The following is a 17,377-nucleotide window of genomic DNA, read 5'->3' on the forward strand; positions in this document are numbered from 1 at the left end:
GGTGAGCAACAATCGAACCTATAAATGGACCATTAAAACGAGCAATAAATGTACCGTCGTTTCAAGAACGCTATGAAGCTATGCGACGTGAAATTTTAGAACATCCACAAGTACAGGAATTTCTAGCTCAACATGCAGATGAATTAAACTACGAGAATATTGAACGAAATTTACCAAAGCTTCATGAATTTATTAGTCAATCTACAGAATGCTGTGGTTGCGATAATACCGAACACTGTACCAACTATTTAAAAGGCTTCCTCCCGACATTAAGAATCGTCAGGAATTCTATTGAAATGGACTATGTTCGTTGTGAGCAAAAGGTACGAGAAGAAGAACGCCGAGATGTTGCGAATATGATTGCAAGCATGCACATGCCAAAAGATGTGCTCCAAGCGACCATTCAAGATCTAAGTATTGATGATGAATCTCGCGTCGCGATTGCACAAAAAGCGGCTCAATTTGTAAAAATGACAAAAGAGTCAGGTCAACTACCCTCCAAAGGGTTTTACTTATTTGGTAAATTTGGTGTTGGGAAATCTTTTGTGCTTGGTGCTTTAGCTAATGAGCTAGCATCGATTAAAATTCGCTCTGTTGTTGTGTTTGTCCCAGAGTTTTTACGAGAAATGAAAAATGCTATAGGCGATAATACATTAAACGAGAAAATAGATTATATTAAAAAAGCTCCTGTCCTAATGTTGGATGATTTAGGTGCAGAAACTATGACGGCGTGGACGCGAGATGAAATTTTAGGAACCATTTTCCACTATCGTATGGCAGAGCAATTACCAACGTTTATCACGTCTAATTTTAATTATGATGAATTGGAGCACCATTTAGCACAGTCACAAAAGGGTGATATTGAAGTTGTAAAAGCAGGACGAATTATGGAGCGTATTAAAGCCTTGACTATACCGATTGAAATGCGAGGTAAAAATCGTCGTATGTAACATTGGTAGTTGCATTTTTCGACAATCGAGCGTATACTGACTCATATACTTAATATCAACATGCATTGATGAGGACATGAATTTTGTGTATCAGCTTATAGAGAGGGAAGTCATCGGCTGTAAACTTCCTAGTGTCGGCACATTATTTACTACCTACTGAGCAGCGAAAGGGATAATCTTTCGCCGGTCCCTAGCCCGTTAGCTAGCCTTGAGCTTCGTCTGACTTTAGATAAGTCGGAAGGAAGAAGGGTGGAACCACGAGCATACGCTTCGTCCCTTTCGTAGGGACGGAGCTTTTTTGTTTTCTAGCACATATGAAGAATACCCTAGAATGAGAAGGAAGCTGTTCGAAAAGTTGAAGACTCCGCTCGCAAGGATGGTGACCTCGTCCAAGAGAGGAGAGAACCGCTCAAAAAAGTGGTCACACAGCTCGCAAAGGAGTTGCAACCGCTCCAAGAAGGGGGAGAACCGCTCCAAAAGTAGTTCACACCGCTCCAAGGGAGGAGAAATCCGCTCCAAAAGACTTGAGACCTGCTCAAATAGGGTGCCCTAATTTCTAGCTAAGCTGAAATACTCGAACGATTGCCGGATTCACTCATCAATCATTATGAATTTAACACAACTAAAGGAGTGCAAAGAATATGTCAGAAATGATTAAATTAACTTTTCCAGATGGCGCTGTAAAGGAATTTGCAAAAGGCACATCAACTGATGACGTAGCATTATCAATTAGCCCAGGCTTACGTAAAAAGGCTTATGCGGGTAAAATTAACGGTGTGTTAGTGGATTTAAAAACACCAATTGAAGAGGATGCAACAATTGCAATCATTACACAGGATGATGAGGAAGCTCTTGAGATTTTAAGACATTCAACAGCTCACTTAACAGCGCAAGCTATCAAACGTCTATTCCCAGATGTGAAGCTTGGTATTGGTCCAGTTATTGAAGGTGGTTTCTACTATGATATTGACTCACCAACACCAATTACTGCTGAAGATCTACCTGCAATTGAAAAAGAAATGAAAAAAATTATTGCTGAAAACCTAGAAGTAGAACGCAAAAATGTAAGTCGTGCGGAAGCTCAAGCAATCTATGAAGAAATTGGCGATGAATATAAATTAGAATTACTAGAAGCTATTCCTGCTGATGAGCAAGTGTCTATTTATTATCAAGGAGAATTTTTCGACCTTTGCCGTGGTATTCACGTACCATCAACAGGTAAGCTTCGTGAATTCAAGCTTTTATCTTTAGCGGGTGCTTATTGGAGAGGAAACTCTGATAATAAAATGCTTCAACGTATTTATGGTACAGCGTTCTTCAAAAAAGAAGAATTAAAACATCACCTACAAATGTTAGAGGAAGCAAAAGAACGTGATCACCGTAAAATCGGGAAAGAATTAGACCTGTTCACAACTTCTCAAAAGGTAGGGCAAGGTTTACCACTTTGGTTACCAAATGGTGCAACAATTCGTCGTGTTATTGAGCGCTATATCGTGGATAAAGAATTATCACTTGGGTATAAGCATGTTTATACACCAGTATTAGGTTCGAAAGAGCTTTATCAAACTTCTGGTCACTGGGATCATTATCAAGATTCTATTTTCCCACCAATGGAAATGGATAACGAGACATTAATTATGCGTCCGATGAACTGTCCTCACCATATGATGGTTTACAAAAACAGCATGCATTCTTATCGTAACCTACCATTACGTATTGCAGAGCTTGGTACAATGCACCGTTATGAAATGTCAGGAGCAGTTTCAGGCCTACAACGTGTACGTGGGATGACTTTAAACGATGCTCATATTTTTGTTCGTCCAGACCAAATTAAGGCGGAGTTCCAAAAAGTTGTACAATTAATTTTAGAAGTTTATAAAGATTTTGATTTAAATGATTACTCATTCCGTCTATCGTATCGCGACCCAGCGGATACTGAAAAATACTTTGATGATGATGCAATGTGGGAAAAGGCACAAAGCATGTTAAAAGAAGCGATGGATGAGCTTGGCTTAGATTACTTCGAAGCTGAAGGTGAGGCTGCTTTCTATGGACCAAAACTTGACGTACAAGTAAAAACAGCGATTGGTAAAGAAGAAACTTTATCAACAGTTCAATTAGACTTCTTATTACCTGAACGATTTGACCTAACTTATGTTGGAGAAGATGGTAAACCACATCGTCCAGTCGTTATTCACCGTGGTGTAGTATCAACAATGGAACGTTTTGTTGCCTTCTTAATTGAAGAGTACAAAGGCGCATTCCCAACATGGTTAGCACCAGTACAAGTGGAAGTCATTCCAGTATCAAATGAAGCTCACTTCGACTATGCAAAACAAATTGAAGAACAATTAACTGCAGCTGGTTTACGTGTAGAAATGGATGACCGTGAAGAGAAATTAGGCTATAAAATCCGTGAAGCGCAAATGAAGAAAATTCCGTATATGCTTGTCATTGGGGATAAAGAGGTTGAGGCAAATGGCGTGAATGTACGTCGTTATGGCTCAAAAGATTCTGAAACAATTAGCTTTGAAGATTTCCTAGCAACGATTAAAGCTGAAATTACTAAATAAGCATTTACAAGAAACCCTCGCTTGCATAAGTGAGGGTTTCTGTATAAAATAAATCTTACTTTTGTATAAAATATTTCATTCTAGGTCAATATGGTAGAGATAAGAAATTAAACATTTGACAACTTATCATATACATGCTAATATAATTAAGGTTAATGAATACAAAGTTTGTGGTTGAAGTAGAGGCTGCCCGCTTCTCACCTGATACAACGCTTTAAAGGCTGTGAACAGGTATGACACGTTGAATTGTTTTGCGTAAACTTGCGCATGCACATATAGCGGGCGGACATCTTCAAAAATGTCCGTCCTTTTTTTATGGACATGACAAGAGGATGTACCGTTCAACCGGGCAAGGCTTTGCCCAAACCATGTATTCGCGACAACTACTTGGAGGTGGATTACTATTAGCAAAGACATGTATGTAAACGAAGGCATTCGCGCACGTGAACTTCGATTAATCGATCACAATGGTGACCAGCTTGGTGTAAAGACACGTAATGAAGCGCTAGAAATCGCCGCTCGTGTAAACTTGGATCTTGTCCTTGTGGCCCCTCAAGCCAAGCCGCCAGTCGCTCGTATCATGGACTATGGTAAATTTAAGTTTGAACAGCAAAAGAAAGACCGTGAAATTCGTAAAAATCAAAAGGTCATCGTAATGAAAGAGGTTCGTCTGAGCCCAACTATCGATGAGCATGATTTCCAAACGAAGTTACGTAATGCGATTAAATTCCTTGAAAAAGGCGATAAAGTAAAATGTAGCCTACGTTTCAAAGGTCGTGCGATTACACACAAAGAGATTGGTCAACGTGTGTTAGATCGTTTTGCTGAAGCTTGTGCTGAAGTATCAACGGTAGAACAAAAACCGAAGATGGAAGGCCGAAGCATGTTCTTAGTTCTTCAACCAAAGAACGAGAAATAATATTAGACGAACAGTTTAGGAGGAATTCGACATGCCAAAAATGAAAACTCACCGTGGAGCTGCGAAACGTTTCAAAAAAACGGGTTCAGGTAAATTAAAATACGACCGTGCTTATGGAAGTCACTTATTCGCAAACAAATCTACGAAACAAAAACGTCACCTACGTAAAGCAAACATCGTTTCATCTGGTGACTTCAAACGCATCAAATCTTTACTTGTTTACATGAAATAATTGACTACAAAAAAATACTAACATTCATTTTTTAATGAAAAGCAGGAGGTAATTCATATGCCACGCGTAAAAGGCGGAACAGTGACGCGCAAACGTCGTAAAAAAGTATTAAAATTAGCTAAAGGTTACTATGGTTCAAAACATACATTATACAAAGTTGCTAACCAAGCAGTAATGAAGTCAGGTCAATATGCATACCGTGACCGTCGTCAGAAAAAACGTGATTTCCGTAAATTATGGATCACTCGTATCAACGCAGCTGCTCGCATGAATGGTCTTTCTTACAGCCGTTTAATGCACGGTTTAAAAGTTGCAGGTATCGAAGTTAACCGTAAAATGTTAGCTGACCTTGCTGTAACTGATGCTGCAGCATTCACTCAATTAGCAGACGCTGCAAAAAAAGCAGTAGCTAAATAATAGTTGACAATGTCAATTATTATTTCTGCACCGAAAGCGTAGCGACAGGTGCCAAAAAGACTGATGGATTTTTCCATCAGTCTTTTTTATGTTAGATTAGTAGTATAACGTTTTTTGATAAGGAGTAGAGAATGGGACAAGCATTATTAGCTTATATGGGTATACTATCAATTGTGCTGCTCATTTTAATGGGTATGGACAAATCTCGTGCGAAAAAGCATGAATGGCGAATTGCAGAGCGCACTTTGTTTACATTAGCTATTGTAGGAGGGGCAGTTGGTGGTGTACTTGGTATGTATTTATTCCGCCACAAAACACGCCACAATAGTTTTGCATTTGGGTTTCCACTACTAGCAGCCATTCAACTATTTATTGTTGTACAATTGTGGGTTTAAACGAAAATAAGAAAAACACATCCTCATGAAGAGGATGTGTTCCGCATAAGCTGTTCAATGGGCTGCTTCCAATTAATTTTAGCACTTGGATAGTTCAATAAAATTTCTTGCTGTAAATATTCAAAGTCGCTCTTGGTGAAGCCTTGCAACGTTGCGGCATCTCGAGCACCAACGAAGATAGTGACAACCTCGAAGGCATCTTCTGTCGTACCCAGGTATTTTTCACCTTCAAAAAGAGCACCCTTATAAGAAATAAAGAAATTTTTGCGGACATTTTTAACGTCATCATAAAAATAATATTGGCCTTTTTCATAGGCTTCATCAAGTTTGCGTTTAGGATCGGTTATATAACGAATCGCTTTATAAAATACATAGATAATAAGCGCTATTACAGCAAGTCGAATTAGTAACGGCAACATGTTTAAATTTCCCCCTTGAAGAAAGGTTATTCTTTCCTATACGATTAGAGAGGTCAAATAGTTTCACTTTTACTTAAATATTTTTTAGAAATTTAGGAGAAAAAAATGAATTTACAACAATTGTTTACTATGCAAAAAGAGCTTGATGATTTTATCGAGCAAACACAAAATATTCAACAAGATGTATTTCAAGAAAAGGGCTTGGCATTAATGGTAGAGCTTGCTGAGCTTGCCAATGAAACGCGCTGCTTTAAATTTTGGAGTACTAAAGGACCATCAGCACGTGAAGTCATTTTAGAGGAATATGTTGATTCTATCCATTTTATCTTATCCCTTGGCTTATTAAAGGGCTATACATCCATTGAAAAGTGGCCAGTAATTGAAGAGCAAAGAAATTTAACGGAAACTTTTTTACAGACACAAAGTGCTATTTTAACATTTATTCAACAACCTACTCAGGATCACTATTTAACCATTTGGCAATGCTATGGATTACTAGCGTATAATCTTGGATTTACATTTGAGGATGTTGTTGGTGCTTATATTGAAAAAAATCAAGAAAATTATAATCGTCAGCGCTCAGGCTATTAAAATTAAGAAATACACCAATTTTCAGACGATTAAGCTAGGAATATTTCGGTAAACGAAGTATAATAAAGAAGATACAAGAAGTAGGAGGCCAAAGGATGACACAACTAGATCCAACATTACAAATGTTTAAAGATTTAACAGATGCGAATGGTATTGCAGGTAATGAACGTGCACCTCGTGAGGTCATGAAAAAATACATTGCACCATATGCAGACACTGTAGAAACAGATAACTTAGGTAGTGTAATTGCTAAAAAAGTGGGCGATGAAAACGGTCCAAAAATTGTCGTAGCAGGACATTTAGATGAAGTAGGTTTCATGGTTACGCAAATCGATGACAAAGGCTTTATTAAATTCCAAACAGTAGGCGGCTGGTGGAGCCAGGTTATGCTTGCACAGCGTGTAACAATTACTACACGTAAAGGTGACGAAGTGATTGGGGTTATTGGTTCAAAGCCACCACATATTTTACCTGCAGATGTGCGTAATAAAGTGGTAGACATTAAAGATATGTTTATTGATGTAGGTGCTGCTTCTAAGGATGAAGTACTTGAATGGGGCGTACGTCCTGGCGATATGGTAACACCATACTTTGAATTTAACGTCATGAAGAATGACAAGTATCTATTAGCAAAAGCTTGGGATAATCGTATCGGTTGTGCTATTGCTATTGATGTAATGAAAGCGTTACAAAATGAAAAGCACCCAAATATTCTTTATTCTGTAGGAAATGTGCAAGAAGAAGTTGGGCTTCGTGGTGCTAAAACGGCAACACATAAAATTCAACCAGATATTGGCTTTGCAGTTGATGTAGGTGTAGCGGGAGATACTCCAGGAGTTACAGCAAAAGAATCAACTAGTAAAATGGGTGCTGGCCCACAAATCGTTGTGTATGATGCATCAATGGTTTCACACCGTGGCTTACGTGAGTTTGTATTAGATGTAGCAGATGAGCACAATATTCCATATCAATTTGAAGCGATGGCTGGCGGTGGTACAGATGCTGGCTCCATCCATGTAACAGCAAATGGTGTACCAGCACTATCCATCGGTATTGCGACACGCTACATCCATTCACATGCAGGTATCCTACATCGTGATGATTATGATAATGCTGTTAAATTAATGGTAGAAGTCATTAAAAAATTAGACCGTGAAGCAGTGAATAAAATTACATTTGACTAATAAGCAGATGAAGGGTAGCTAGTTTAAACTAGCTATCTTTTTTATGTTGTATGCATAATTATTCAAAAGTACGAATTTTTGTCACATTTGAAGACGAATGAATAATTACTAAAATAAATTATAAAAATTCAGTTGATTTTATATTTATGCATGTTATACTAATTTCAACAGCAACGATATAAGGAGCGAATGCTATGAAATTACTCGAAGAAGTCCAGTTAAAGTTAGTGTCTAGTTTAAAAGGAAAGGATTTACTAACTTTGCTAGACTATACTAGTCAAGAGGTTCAAGAACTTATTGAATTAGCGACACAGCTTAAAATGATTACAAAAGAAGGGAAATGCCCAAGATTATTAGAAGGTAAAACACTTGGCATGATTTTTGAAAAACATTCAACTCGTACACGTATTTCATTTGAAGTTGGCATGAATCAATTAGGTGGAAAAAGTATGTTTATGCATGCTCGCGATTTACAGATTGGTCGTGGGGAATCAATTTATGATACAGCCCATGTATTATCAGGTTATTTAGATGGTATTATGATTCGTGCAAACTCTCACGCAATGGTCAAAGAGTTGGCGGAGCATGCTGCCATTCCAGTTATCAATGGATTAACGGATATTTATCACCCTTGTCAAGCATTAGCGGATTTAGAAACGATTGCAGAGAATAAAGGAATTTTAAAAGGGCTTAAAATTGCCTATGTGGGAGATGGCAACAATGTAGCGCACTCACTTGTTGTTGCTTCAGCACATGTAGGGATGAACGTCGCAGTGGCAACGCCAGTTGGTTATGAATGTGATGCAGAAGTAATCGCAAAAGCACAGGCAATTGCAGCGGCTAATGGCAGTACAATTATGATCACAAATGACCCTGTAGAAGCTGTATTAAATGCAGATGTGGTCTATGCGGATGTTTGGACATCAATGGGTCAAGAGGAAGAGGCGGCAAAACGATTACAAGATTTTGCAGGCTATCAAATTAATGATGAACTAGTTGCCTATGCAAAATCGAATTATATGTTCTTGCATTGTTTACCAGCACATCGTGAAGAAGAGGTTGCGACTTCTGTTATTGACGGGCCTAATTCTTATATTTTTGAACAAGCTGAAAATAGATTACATGCACAAAAAGCAGTGCTAGCATCGATTTTAGCTTAGAATTTGGACATTCCTATGAGTTTGAGAAGTACGATAAAGAGAGTTCACTTGGGCAACAGAGGGTATCCATGTGAATAACATACTGTGGTAGGCAGACAGAGGGATGTATACCGCGCGCGATGTTTGTTGTCAAGATGGATGGCTACATCGCTACATAGTAAAGTAACCTGGGAGACGCTAGGTTACTTTTTTACTTGTGAACAAAGATCAGATTGACGTTTTGCTATGAATAAACAATCAACCCGCTGATGATTCGACAATCAGCGGGTTATTGCTAGTTATAGGTTGAAAATCTTTCCTGGATTCATAATGTTATGTGGATCGAGTGCTGCTTTTATACTCTTCATGACTGCTAAAGAGGTACCATGCTCAGTGGCTTGATATTTCATTTTGCCAATGCCAACGCCATGTTCACCTGTGCATGTACCGCCTCGAAGTAAAGCATATTGAACGATCTGTTCATTGAAGCGGTCTGCTTTTGCCTGCTCCTCTTTGTCATTTGGGTTTAACATTAAGAGAGCATGGAAATTACCGTCACCTACATGGCCTACAATCCCACCGGCAAGTCCAACATGATCAAGCTGTTCACGTGCATATAAAATGGTTTCTGCAAGCATAGAGATCGGTACACAGACATCCGTTGACATAAGCTTCTTCCCGGGGTATGCATGAATATACGCATACGCTAACGAATGACGGGCCTCCCAAAGTTTATTACGAGCAGCAGTATCTTGTTCAAATTCAACGGATAGACAATGAAAGTCCTCAAAAATTTCAGTGGCAAATGCTATATCTGCATGCATACCTGCTTCATTACCGTGAAATTCTAAAAATAAAGTTGGTTTTTCGTTGAAGGAAGTATCATTATAGATGTTGGCTTGTGTAATAGAGGCTTCATCGACCAATTCCACTCGTCCAATTGCAATACCTGCCTGCAATAAAGCAGTGACGGCACTGACAGCATCTCCTACTGTGTCAAAAACCGCACGCCCTGCAGTTACAAATTCCGGTATACCATAGACTTTCAAAGTTAACTCAGTAAAGCAGCCAAGTGTCCCTTCTGAGCCGACAAATAAACCGTTTAGATGATAACCAGAAGAGGACTTTGCCGCCAAATTGCCAGTATGGATAACAGAGCCATCTGCAAGTACAACTTCTAAATCACGAACTTGGTCACGCATGACACCGTAGCGCACAGCAGTAGTGCCACTAGCATTAGTTGCTGCCATACCACCCAGTGTGGCATCTGCACCTGGATCTACTGTGAATTGAAGACCATGTTTTTTTAACTCCTTATTTAATTGGGAGCGTGTGACACCAGGCTGTACTTTTACAAGAAGGTCATCTGGTCGAACTTCTAAAATAGCATTCATTTCAGAGAAATCAATAGAAATACCATGTGAAATGGGAATGGCATTGCCTTCCAAGCTAGAGCCAACACCGAATGGTACAACAGGAACAAATTGTGCATGCGCAATTTTTAGGATGGCACTGACATCTGCTGTGGAGCGGGGAAAAACAACGATATCAGGTAGGCTCATCGCATGATGAGATTCATCCTTCCCATGTAGCTGTCGTACCGTTTCGTTGGTTGACACTTGATCTTCTACTAAGACCTGTTTGAGTTGATTGACAATTAATTCTACAGCAATAGTCATTCCAATCCCTCCAAATTTTCTGATAACTAAAACTTTATCATGCATTTATTGGAATTGGAATGCACTCTTCATAAAAAATCAGTTAGCAAATGCTTTTTCTAGTTTTTGAACGAATGCATCTTGTTCAGATGTACTTGATTGTTTCCACCATTTTTCAAAAAACACCCCAAGTCCTGGGAGTAAATGCTCTTCTCCACGGCTAATTGCATCTTCGACAATATCTTTAAATTCAGCTGCAGATTGACCATGGACATTCGCTGTAATGGCATCTCTTATTTGAAAATTCATCTATTTCGCCTCCTTAGTAGTAATTTGTCCAACCTTCGTTTAAATATGTATGAAATCCCACAGAAAATATAAGATTTTTACAATAACATACTGTAATTATGTATAAATATGTAAAGAATTTGAGCCATTCTAAGTTATGAAATGATGAAAAAGACCATTCGCCTTCTATCATCAGCAGCACTAAGATAGGATTACCTAGGAATTAGGACTGTGCATAGTCGATTGGAAAGAAGAAAATGACCATTGAGAGCAAAAAACTGTCGTCTACTCAGACGTTCGAAGAAGTATTAGAAGCTGTGCAACCAATGATTACATCGATAATAACTAAGCTTCAAATTTATAAGGATTTTGATTATTATCGTCAAATTGCTTCTATTGCTGTATGGAAAGCATGGCTAAAAGCACAACCAGCAAAAGGACAATTTTCAGCTTATATATATTCTTCGATAAAAGGAGAGATTTTAAATGAATTATCTAAGGAAAAAAATTATTTAGAGCGAATAACAGTTGTTGAGGATGAAACACTCCATTATATGCTTAGTGAACGCGAGAGAGGGGAGAGTCAAAAAAGTTCCGACTACCTTGAATGTATTTTTACCCAATTAGAGCAGGGAGAAAGACATATAATCCTTCTTTATTATGTAGCTGGTTATAATGATCGAGAGATTGCTGACATCCTAGGTTTATCTAACGCTGTCAGTAAAAAAAGACGAATGAGAGTCATTCAAAGGCTAAGAGAACCAATTTTTCAAGTAGAGTAAAGCACTAAAATATCAAAAGTATGCTAATATTGAAATAAAATGAATATTAGCATACTTTGTTAAAGTGCATACAAATTCCGATAAAAGTGTTATGATTTGTAAGAAGTCAAAGAAATATACAAGTCTAAATTTATTATTCAATATAGATAGATAAATTTTCCTAGTGAATGTTTATAGAGTGGTATGGAGGGTTTGTATTGGAGAAATGGTTTAATCGGGTAGAGAAAAAAGAGGTTTGGTTTATAGTATTGCCACTAATACTTGTCATACCATTATTAAGCTTCAGTCATCAGCTATACGATGTTTTTCAAGGAGACATCTACAGTAATTTAGAATTAGTGATACGAGTATTAATTATTGCATTTACAATGGCGATTGCCATCCAATCCTATTTAGTATTTTCACATTTATTATCAAATCAAACTTTATACATAGGTAATATGTTTTTTGTCGTTTCATTACTAGAATTAGCAGGCTTGTTTTCAAGTCAAAATCAATCCTTACATATAATCTTGCGTTTGTTCCTTTCAGTTGGGTTTTTATTTCTTATTTTACATCCTCGAAAACAAATGACCCTCAACTATCGAAAGTTTTCATATGCAAGTTCATTGCTTTTCGTAATAGGAAGTATTTTTCTGGTGTATATGACGGCCGACATCATGACAGGTCAGTTGCTGGATCTTATCGATAATATCGTACACTTATTGGCCATTATTTTTCAAATTTTAACTATTGTTATTATTAGTAGGTACATAAAAAAAATACCGAAGCAATCCATGTTGCTAATTAGTGCAGCTATCTCCTTAATAATTAGCGATGCCTTTTTTATAATTAGTCAAGATCAAAATGCTATTTGGGATTTCTCTGCATTGATCTATCTATTTTTGGCTTTTTACTTTTTCTTAAAAGCCATTTTTTATACATCTGTTGAAAAGCCGTTTCAACAACTGTTAAAAATAAAAAAGGATCTTGAACAATCCCAACAAGAACTTCGGTTTCAAGCTTATCATGATGATATTACACTGTTGCCAAATGAACATTTATTACTAAAAACATTAAAAGACAAATTACACGATAATAATAAAACGCAAAAAGCAATCATAGCCATAGAAATTGACCGTTTTGCAGCTATTCGTTCATCGATAGGGATAAGCAATTCTAATAAAATGATGAAGCTTGTCGCCAAGCGTATACAAACAATTGTACCTCCCCATTATTTTGCTACTAAATTACAAGAGGGACAATTTGTTATTTATATTAACCATGTAAAAACAATTGAAGAATTATTACAATTTTGCTTAAATCTCAAAAGTGCCATGAAAGATCCATTGCAGGTACAATTATTTTCGTTAAATGGCAATCTAAATATGGGGATTGCTCTTTATGAGGATCAATGGACTAGCGAAGAGCTACTGATGCATGCACAGCTAGCAATGCGTGAGGCTAAACAAATACCTCAAAGGTTTCTTTTTTATAAACCGTATATGTCAAAGGGCATCGCAGATCGAATTCTGTTAGAGCAGGACTTACATAATGCATTAGAAAATCAGGAATTTTATTTAGATTATCAACCACAGGTTAATTTAAAAACCGGGACCGTTGAATCTGTTGAAGCATTAGTTCGCTGGCGTCATCCAACTCGTGGCTTTATTCCACCTGATGTATTTATTCCGATTGCTGAGGAATGTGGCCTAATTATTCCATTAGGTAAATGGATTTTAGAAACTGCTTGTATGCAAGCGAAAACATGGGAGAGACAAGGGCTACCACAGATGAAAGTAGCAGTGAATTTATCCCTTGGACAATTGTTCCAGCAAGATTTAGTAGAAATGGTAGAACATATATTGCAACGTACAAATTTAGAACCTAAATTTCTTCAATTAGAAATTACTGAAAGTATGACGATGAATATCGATCAAATGACACAGCTTTTACATGAGTTAAAGGCACTTGGCATTCAAATTGCCGTCGATGATTTTGGAACAGGCTATTCATCCTTATCGTATTTGAAGGATTTTCCAATTGATTGTCTAAAAATCGACCGCACCTTTGTAAGAAATGTTCCAAATAATCCGAATGATGAAGCGCTTGTATCCATGATTATTTCAATGGCTAAACATTTACGCTTGAAGGTTGTTGCGGAGGGCATTGAAGAAGTGGAGCAACTATCTTTTCTAATAGAAGGTGGCTGTGATTATATCCAAGGCTACTTATTTAGTAAGCCAATCTCTCCACAGCAAATTTCAGAAACCTTTAGCGAGCTACACCGTCATGTGGAAAACGTTTTAACACCGCTACAATATAATGAGGACTATATGATTTAAAATAAAAAAGGACCTGCTTATTTCCAATAATAAGCAGGTTTTTGATCTTTAGTGAACAAGATATTCTTCCTTTAATTCTGATATATCCACTTCTGATCGCTCTTCTAATGAACGGCGGAGGTGAACTGTCGCTGTTCTCTCATCGTCATGGAGTTTATCGATCCAGATGGAAACGCCATTATAGCTCACTTCATATTCTAGCGGTGAGGCGACAATTTCTTGTGCACGCTGATAATCCAACGGAAGCCCCCCTTATTTTTTCTTCTTATTTTTATTTTGCGCAACTGAGTTAATCAGCTCCATGAACTCTTGAGAAAATTCCTCACTAACCTTGTTTGGTGCTATCTTTTGGTTTTTTGGTGTTTGAGGTAATGAACCTTTATTATTACTTTGACCTTGTTTATTATCTCTTCCCATGTGAGTTGCTCCTTTCATGTTGATATCTTTTAATATGGCTTTGAACTGAATTTTTTATCCCGTAATTAAAATGAGTAAAACGCTAATTCACATGTGGAAAAGTCGCATCAATTTTTGTTTTATGAGAACAATAAGTAGAACTAAGATTTTTTGATGGAAAAATTATTATCCAACAAAGCCCAATTTTGAGGGAATGGGAATCCTAATGCCCAATAACTGATACCACGAAGATTATATTGTTTAACCATGTCAAATTTAGCCTGTGCACTCCTTGCATCTTCAAACCATACCTCATGATTTCTTCCTTGCTCATCAACATATCGATAAAAAGGAGATTGTGCTATCGGATCAAATTGAATCGTTGCCCCATACTTGATGGCCCTATCCAATGCTTCCTGTGGACTGAATGTTTCGGCTTCTTGCCCTTTGACATGTGGTAAAAGCCAGTCTCTTGCATACAGTTCAAAGCCCAATAAAATTTTATCAGCAGGCATTTCCGTTAAAGCATATTCCACCACTCTTCGCATTTCATTAATAGGAGAAATGGCTTGAGGAGGGCCAAAGCGGTATCCCCATTCATATGTCATTAATACTACGAAATCTGCTATTCTACCGTGTGCCTCGTAATCCTGAGCTTCATATAACGTTCCAGCCTGTGTAGCACTCGTTTTGGGTGCGAGAGCCGTGGACACAAGATAACCCTTTGGATGAAGTGTATCAGCTGCTAGTTGAATGAATGCATTATAATTTTCACGATCTGCTGGCAAAACATTTTCAAAGTCAATATTCAAGACTTTATAACCTTTATTTTGCATCACTTGTAAAACATTATTCATCACCTTTTTTTGCAGATCTGCATTGGATAAGACGACATGTGCTAAATTTGAGCCCTCTTCTGTAGAAGTAAAATTAGTGAGCGTTAACATAGGGATGATGTTGTTAGCTTTTGCAGCCATAATCATTTTTTCATCATTTATTGGTTGTAACGTACCATCTTCCTTCATCATATAAGCAAAGGGACTAAAATAAGTTAGTAAATGACCAATTGCATTAATGGAGTCAATTGCTTCTTCTGAAGGTTGGTAGGAATAAGCGTTGACTTCAATCAGTGGTAACTTCCTTGGAATAATTAAATGAGTACCAATGTATAGCATATTAGGATTAGTAATATTATTTTCCGCCGCAATGGCTTGAATCGTTGTTCCGTATCGCTGAGCTATTTGCCATAATGTTTCTCCTGGCTGCACGCTATGAATAATTGGTGGAATCAATAATTTTGTTCCAGGTGTTATCCTATCAGGATTTGTTAGATGATTTGCTGTCACGATGGATTGTACAGGAACGCTAAATTGATGTGCGATTGACCATAACGTATCTCCACTTCGAACGGTATAAATTATATAAGGAGAAGGAATAACCAGTGATTGTCCGATAGCTAATTGATCGGGTGTAGTCAATGCATTTAATTGACTGAGCGTTTGAACAGGTACAGTATAACGATTAGCAATTTGCCACAGTGTTTCACCAGCACTCACTACATGAATAAGCATAGAACACCTCCAACACGATGATATTAGTGCATCATATGTTTCAATTATGAAAAAGAGAATGTTAGGTTGAGTCTAGTATAAAAGCAAATTCTTTCTAAATTAGTTGCATAGGATAAGTATCATTGTGAGAAAGGGGTTTGATGTTGAAAAAGGTAAAGCTCACGGGTAGAATCGTTACTCCTGAAGATTCTGATTATGAAAAAGCGAGGACGAACAATAATCTAAATAACCCTAAATATCCGAGTGTCATTGTGTTTTGTCAAGAAACGAAAGACGTGGTCAATGCATTGAAGTGGGCTAGAGAAAACAATGAGCCTTTTCGAATTAGAAGTGGACGGCATAGCTATGAAAATTTTTCATTATTAAATAAAGGTCTTGTCATTGACGTAAGCGACATGAATTCTATATCAATTGATCGGTCAGAAATGACAGCTAAAATCGATGCTGGAGCCAATATGGGTAAGGTATATCGTGCATTATGGGAGCACGGTGTAACCATTCCTGGTGGCACAGAAAGCAGTGTGGGGGTGGTCGGCTTATCCCTTGGCGGGGGAATTGGGATGCTATCACGTCCATTTGGTTTAACTTGTGATAGTCTCATAGAAATAGAATTGGTGGTCGCTGATGGACAGGAGGGGGTTCGGGTAATCAAAGCAAATAAGCAAAAAAATAATGAGCTCTTTTGGGCAAGTTGTGGTGGCGGGGGTGGAAACTTTGGCATTGTAACCGCATTGACATTTAAGTTACATGCTATCCATGATGTATCACTCTTCTCTATTACCTGGGGATGGGATGATTTTGAAGTAGCTTTTGATGCATGGCAGAAATGGGCTCCCTATACCGATAAACGTCTAACCTCTCAAATTGAGTTAAAGACAAGGGAAATTGGAGAAATTGTCGCACAAGGGGAGTTTATTGGAACGGCAGCTGAATTAAAGAAATTACTTCGCCCCCTAAGAAAAACAGGTTCGCCAACAAGCATATGGATAAAGGAAGTGCCTTATATCCAAGCAGTAGAATTTTTTGATGTACCAAGTGGCAATCTCCCAGCACTTCGAAAACGGTCAGGATCATTTATTAAAAGACCCTTTCCATATAAGGCGATTCAAACAATGAAAGATTATTTAGTCAATGCTCCCAATCTAAATACAACGATTTGGCAACAAGCTTTAGGAGGTGCAATCAGTGAAATTGCACCAAATCGCACGGCATATTACTATCGAGATGCATTAATTGCTCAAGAATATAATACTTCCTGGGAAAATCCAAATGAAGAAGAACCAAATATCAAATGGGTAGAAAACTTACGGCGAGCTTTATCACCTTATACAGCTGGTGATTATGTTAATTTTCCAGATCTATTGATTCCGGACTGGCCAACAGCCTATTATGGTCGTAATTTTAGAAGGCTTCGAGAAGTGAAAACAAAATATGATCCGTTAAATGTATTTCAATTTCCACAGAGTATTCCACCTATTAGAAAATGGTTATAGACATTTAGTAGAGCAGGGTGCAGAGGCATTGCTGCTCTTTTTGATT

General features: G+C 37.7%; 18 protein-coding genes. 12 read left to right on the top strand and 6 right to left on the bottom strand.

Features of this window, described 5'->3' with window-relative positions:
• Nucleotides 1–20 precede the first annotated feature (20 nt).
• The 6 genes from dnaI to SJW71_RS06850 all read left to right on the top strand — a co-directional run bounded on the left by dnaI (nucleotide 21) and on the right by SJW71_RS06850 (nucleotide 5,486).
• Nucleotides 21–950 carry a primosomal protein DnaI gene (gene dnaI / locus SJW71_RS06825; protein ID WP_274797364.1) on the top strand — a complete coding sequence of 310 codons (930 nt, stop codon included), beginning with the start codon at nucleotides 21–23 and terminating at the stop codon, nucleotides 948–950.
• Nucleotides 951–1,591: 641 nt separating this feature from the next.
• Complete coding sequence (gene thrS, locus SJW71_RS06830) at nucleotides 1,592–3,523, top strand: threonine--tRNA ligase (protein ID WP_274794052.1); 1,932 nt, start codon at nucleotides 1,592–1,594, stop codon at nucleotides 3,521–3,523.
• 415 nt (nucleotides 3,524–3,938) lie between these two features.
• Entirely contained in the window at nucleotides 3,939–4,442 is a 504-nt protein-coding gene (gene infC / locus SJW71_RS06835) for a translation initiation factor IF-3 (RefSeq protein ID WP_016994853.1), read from the top strand.
• Between the two features lie 31 nt (nucleotides 4,443–4,473).
• Entirely contained in the window at nucleotides 4,474–4,674 is a 201-nt protein-coding gene (gene rpmI / locus SJW71_RS06840; protein WP_004226312.1) for a 50S ribosomal protein L35, read from the top strand.
• Nucleotides 4,675–4,731: 57 nt separating this feature from the next.
• Nucleotides 4,732–5,091 (top strand): 50S ribosomal protein L20, encoded by a 360-nt coding sequence (rplT, locus tag SJW71_RS06845; RefSeq protein WP_004226314.1) that lies wholly within the window; start codon nucleotides 4,732–4,734, stop codon nucleotides 5,089–5,091.
• A gap of 131 nt (nucleotides 5,092–5,222) precedes the next feature.
• Complete coding sequence (locus tag SJW71_RS06850) at nucleotides 5,223–5,486, top strand: DUF1294 domain-containing protein (protein ID WP_274794051.1); 264 nt, start codon at nucleotides 5,223–5,225, stop codon at nucleotides 5,484–5,486.
• Between the two features lie 23 nt (nucleotides 5,487–5,509).
• On the opposite strand, the gene SJW71_RS06855 is transcribed toward SJW71_RS06850, so the two are convergent.
• On the bottom strand, nucleotides 5,510–5,905 hold the full coding sequence (locus tag SJW71_RS06855; protein WP_274794050.1) for a sigma-w pathway protein ysdB: 396 nt from the start codon (nucleotides 5,903–5,905) through the stop codon (nucleotides 5,510–5,512).
• 105 nt (nucleotides 5,906–6,010) lie between these two features.
• Here SJW71_RS06855 and SJW71_RS06860 point away from each other — a divergent pair, with 105 nt between their 5' ends.
• The 3 genes from SJW71_RS06860 to argF all read left to right on the top strand — a co-directional run bounded on the left by SJW71_RS06860 (nucleotide 6,011) and on the right by argF (nucleotide 8,840).
• Nucleotides 6,011–6,496 (top strand): dUTP diphosphatase, encoded by a 486-nt coding sequence (locus SJW71_RS06860; RefSeq protein WP_274794049.1) that lies wholly within the window; start codon nucleotides 6,011–6,013, stop codon nucleotides 6,494–6,496.
• Between the two features lie 95 nt (nucleotides 6,497–6,591).
• Nucleotides 6,592–7,680, top strand: a complete 1,089-nt coding sequence (locus tag SJW71_RS06865) for a M42 family metallopeptidase (protein ID WP_274794048.1) — start codon at nucleotides 6,592–6,594, stop codon at nucleotides 7,678–7,680.
• Between the two features lie 194 nt (nucleotides 7,681–7,874).
• On the top strand, nucleotides 7,875–8,840 hold the full coding sequence (argF, locus tag SJW71_RS06870) for an ornithine carbamoyltransferase (RefSeq protein ID WP_274794047.1): 966 nt from the start codon (nucleotides 7,875–7,877) through the stop codon (nucleotides 8,838–8,840).
• Nucleotides 8,841–9,118: 278 nt separating this feature from the next.
• Here the strand turns inward: argF and SJW71_RS06875 are convergent, their stop codons facing one another.
• Nucleotides 9,119–10,498: an FAD-binding oxidoreductase gene (locus SJW71_RS06875; RefSeq protein WP_312507422.1), complete on the bottom strand. Its 1,380-nt coding sequence runs from the start codon at nucleotides 10,496–10,498 to the stop codon at nucleotides 9,119–9,121.
• 78 nt (nucleotides 10,499–10,576) lie between these two features.
• Nucleotides 10,577–10,786 (bottom strand): small acid-soluble spore protein SspI, encoded by a 210-nt coding sequence (gene sspI / locus SJW71_RS06880; RefSeq protein WP_274794045.1) that lies wholly within the window; start codon nucleotides 10,784–10,786, stop codon nucleotides 10,577–10,579.
• A gap of 236 nt (nucleotides 10,787–11,022) precedes the next feature.
• Between sspI and SJW71_RS06885 the strand changes: the two genes are divergently transcribed.
• Both SJW71_RS06885 and SJW71_RS06890 read left to right on the top strand, forming a co-directional pair.
• Entirely contained in the window at nucleotides 11,023–11,547 is a 525-nt protein-coding gene (locus tag SJW71_RS06885) for a sigma-70 family RNA polymerase sigma factor (protein ID WP_322606045.1), read from the top strand.
• A 197-nt stretch (nucleotides 11,548–11,744) separates the two neighbouring features.
• A complete protein-coding gene (locus tag SJW71_RS06890; protein ID WP_431811886.1) occupies nucleotides 11,745–13,871 on the top strand; it encodes a putative bifunctional diguanylate cyclase/phosphodiesterase in 2,127 nt (708 codons plus the stop codon).
• 48 nt (nucleotides 13,872–13,919) lie between these two features.
• Here SJW71_RS06890 and SJW71_RS06895 read toward each other — a convergent pair whose 3' ends face one another.
• The 3 genes from SJW71_RS06895 to SJW71_RS06905 all read right to left on the bottom strand — a co-directional run bounded on the left by SJW71_RS06895 (nucleotide 13,920) and on the right by SJW71_RS06905 (nucleotide 15,838).
• Nucleotides 13,920–14,111 (bottom strand): H-type small acid-soluble spore protein, encoded by a 192-nt coding sequence (locus SJW71_RS06895; protein ID WP_274794041.1) that lies wholly within the window; start codon nucleotides 14,109–14,111, stop codon nucleotides 13,920–13,922.
• Between the two features lie 12 nt (nucleotides 14,112–14,123).
• Nucleotides 14,124–14,288, bottom strand: a complete 165-nt coding sequence (locus tag SJW71_RS06900) for a YfhD family protein (RefSeq protein ID WP_274794040.1) — start codon at nucleotides 14,286–14,288, stop codon at nucleotides 14,124–14,126.
• Between the two features lie 140 nt (nucleotides 14,289–14,428).
• Nucleotides 14,429–15,838 carry a LysM peptidoglycan-binding domain-containing protein gene (locus tag SJW71_RS06905; protein ID WP_312507426.1) on the bottom strand — a complete coding sequence of 470 codons (1,410 nt, stop codon included), beginning with the start codon at nucleotides 15,836–15,838 and terminating at the stop codon, nucleotides 14,429–14,431.
• Between the two features lie 143 nt (nucleotides 15,839–15,981).
• Between SJW71_RS06905 and SJW71_RS06910 the strand changes: the two genes are divergently transcribed.
• Complete coding sequence (locus SJW71_RS06910) at nucleotides 15,982–17,331, top strand: FAD-binding oxidoreductase (RefSeq protein WP_322606048.1); 1,350 nt, start codon at nucleotides 15,982–15,984, stop codon at nucleotides 17,329–17,331.
• The last annotated feature ends 46 nt before the right edge of the window (nucleotides 17,332–17,377 follow it).

The organism is Lysinibacillus sp. FW12 (genome assembly GCF_050817245.1).
GTDB lineage: Bacteria > Bacillota > Bacilli > Bacillales_A > Planococcaceae > Lysinibacillus > Lysinibacillus irui.

Coding starts and splice junctions, on each gene's coding strand:
- thrS (WP_274794052.1), top strand. CDS start 1,592: ATGTCAGAAATGATTAAATTAACTTTTCCAGATGGCGCTGTAAAGGAA.
- infC (WP_016994853.1), top strand. CDS start 3,939: ATGTATGTAAACGAAGGCATTCGCGCACGTGAACTTCGATTAATCGAT.
- rpmI (WP_004226312.1), top strand. CDS start 4,474: ATGCCAAAAATGAAAACTCACCGTGGAGCTGCGAAACGTTTCAAAAAA.
- rplT (WP_004226314.1), top strand. CDS start 4,732: ATGCCACGCGTAAAAGGCGGAACAGTGACGCGCAAACGTCGTAAAAAA.
- SJW71_RS06850 (WP_274794051.1), top strand. CDS start 5,223: ATGGGACAAGCATTATTAGCTTATATGGGTATACTATCAATTGTGCTG.
- SJW71_RS06855 (WP_274794050.1), bottom strand. CDS start 5,905: ATGTTGCCGTTACTAATTCGACTTGCTGTAATAGCGCTTATTATCTAT.
- SJW71_RS06860 (WP_274794049.1), top strand. CDS start 6,011: ATGAATTTACAACAATTGTTTACTATGCAAAAAGAGCTTGATGATTTT.
- SJW71_RS06865 (WP_274794048.1), top strand. CDS start 6,592: ATGACACAACTAGATCCAACATTACAAATGTTTAAAGATTTAACAGAT.
- argF (WP_274794047.1), top strand. CDS start 7,875: ATGAAATTACTCGAAGAAGTCCAGTTAAAGTTAGTGTCTAGTTTAAAA.
- SJW71_RS06875 (WP_312507422.1), bottom strand. CDS start 10,498: ATGACTATTGCTGTAGAATTAATTGTCAATCAACTCAAACAGGTCTTA.
- sspI (WP_274794045.1), bottom strand. CDS start 10,786: ATGAATTTTCAAATAAGAGATGCCATTACAGCGAATGTCCATGGTCAA.
- SJW71_RS06885 (WP_322606045.1), top strand. CDS start 11,023: ATGACCATTGAGAGCAAAAAACTGTCGTCTACTCAGACGTTCGAAGAA.
- SJW71_RS06900 (WP_274794040.1), bottom strand. CDS start 14,288: ATGGGAAGAGATAATAAACAAGGTCAAAGTAATAATAAAGGTTCATTA.
- SJW71_RS06905 (WP_312507426.1), bottom strand. CDS start 15,838: ATGCTTATTCATGTAGTGAGTGCTGGTGAAACACTGTGGCAAATTGCT.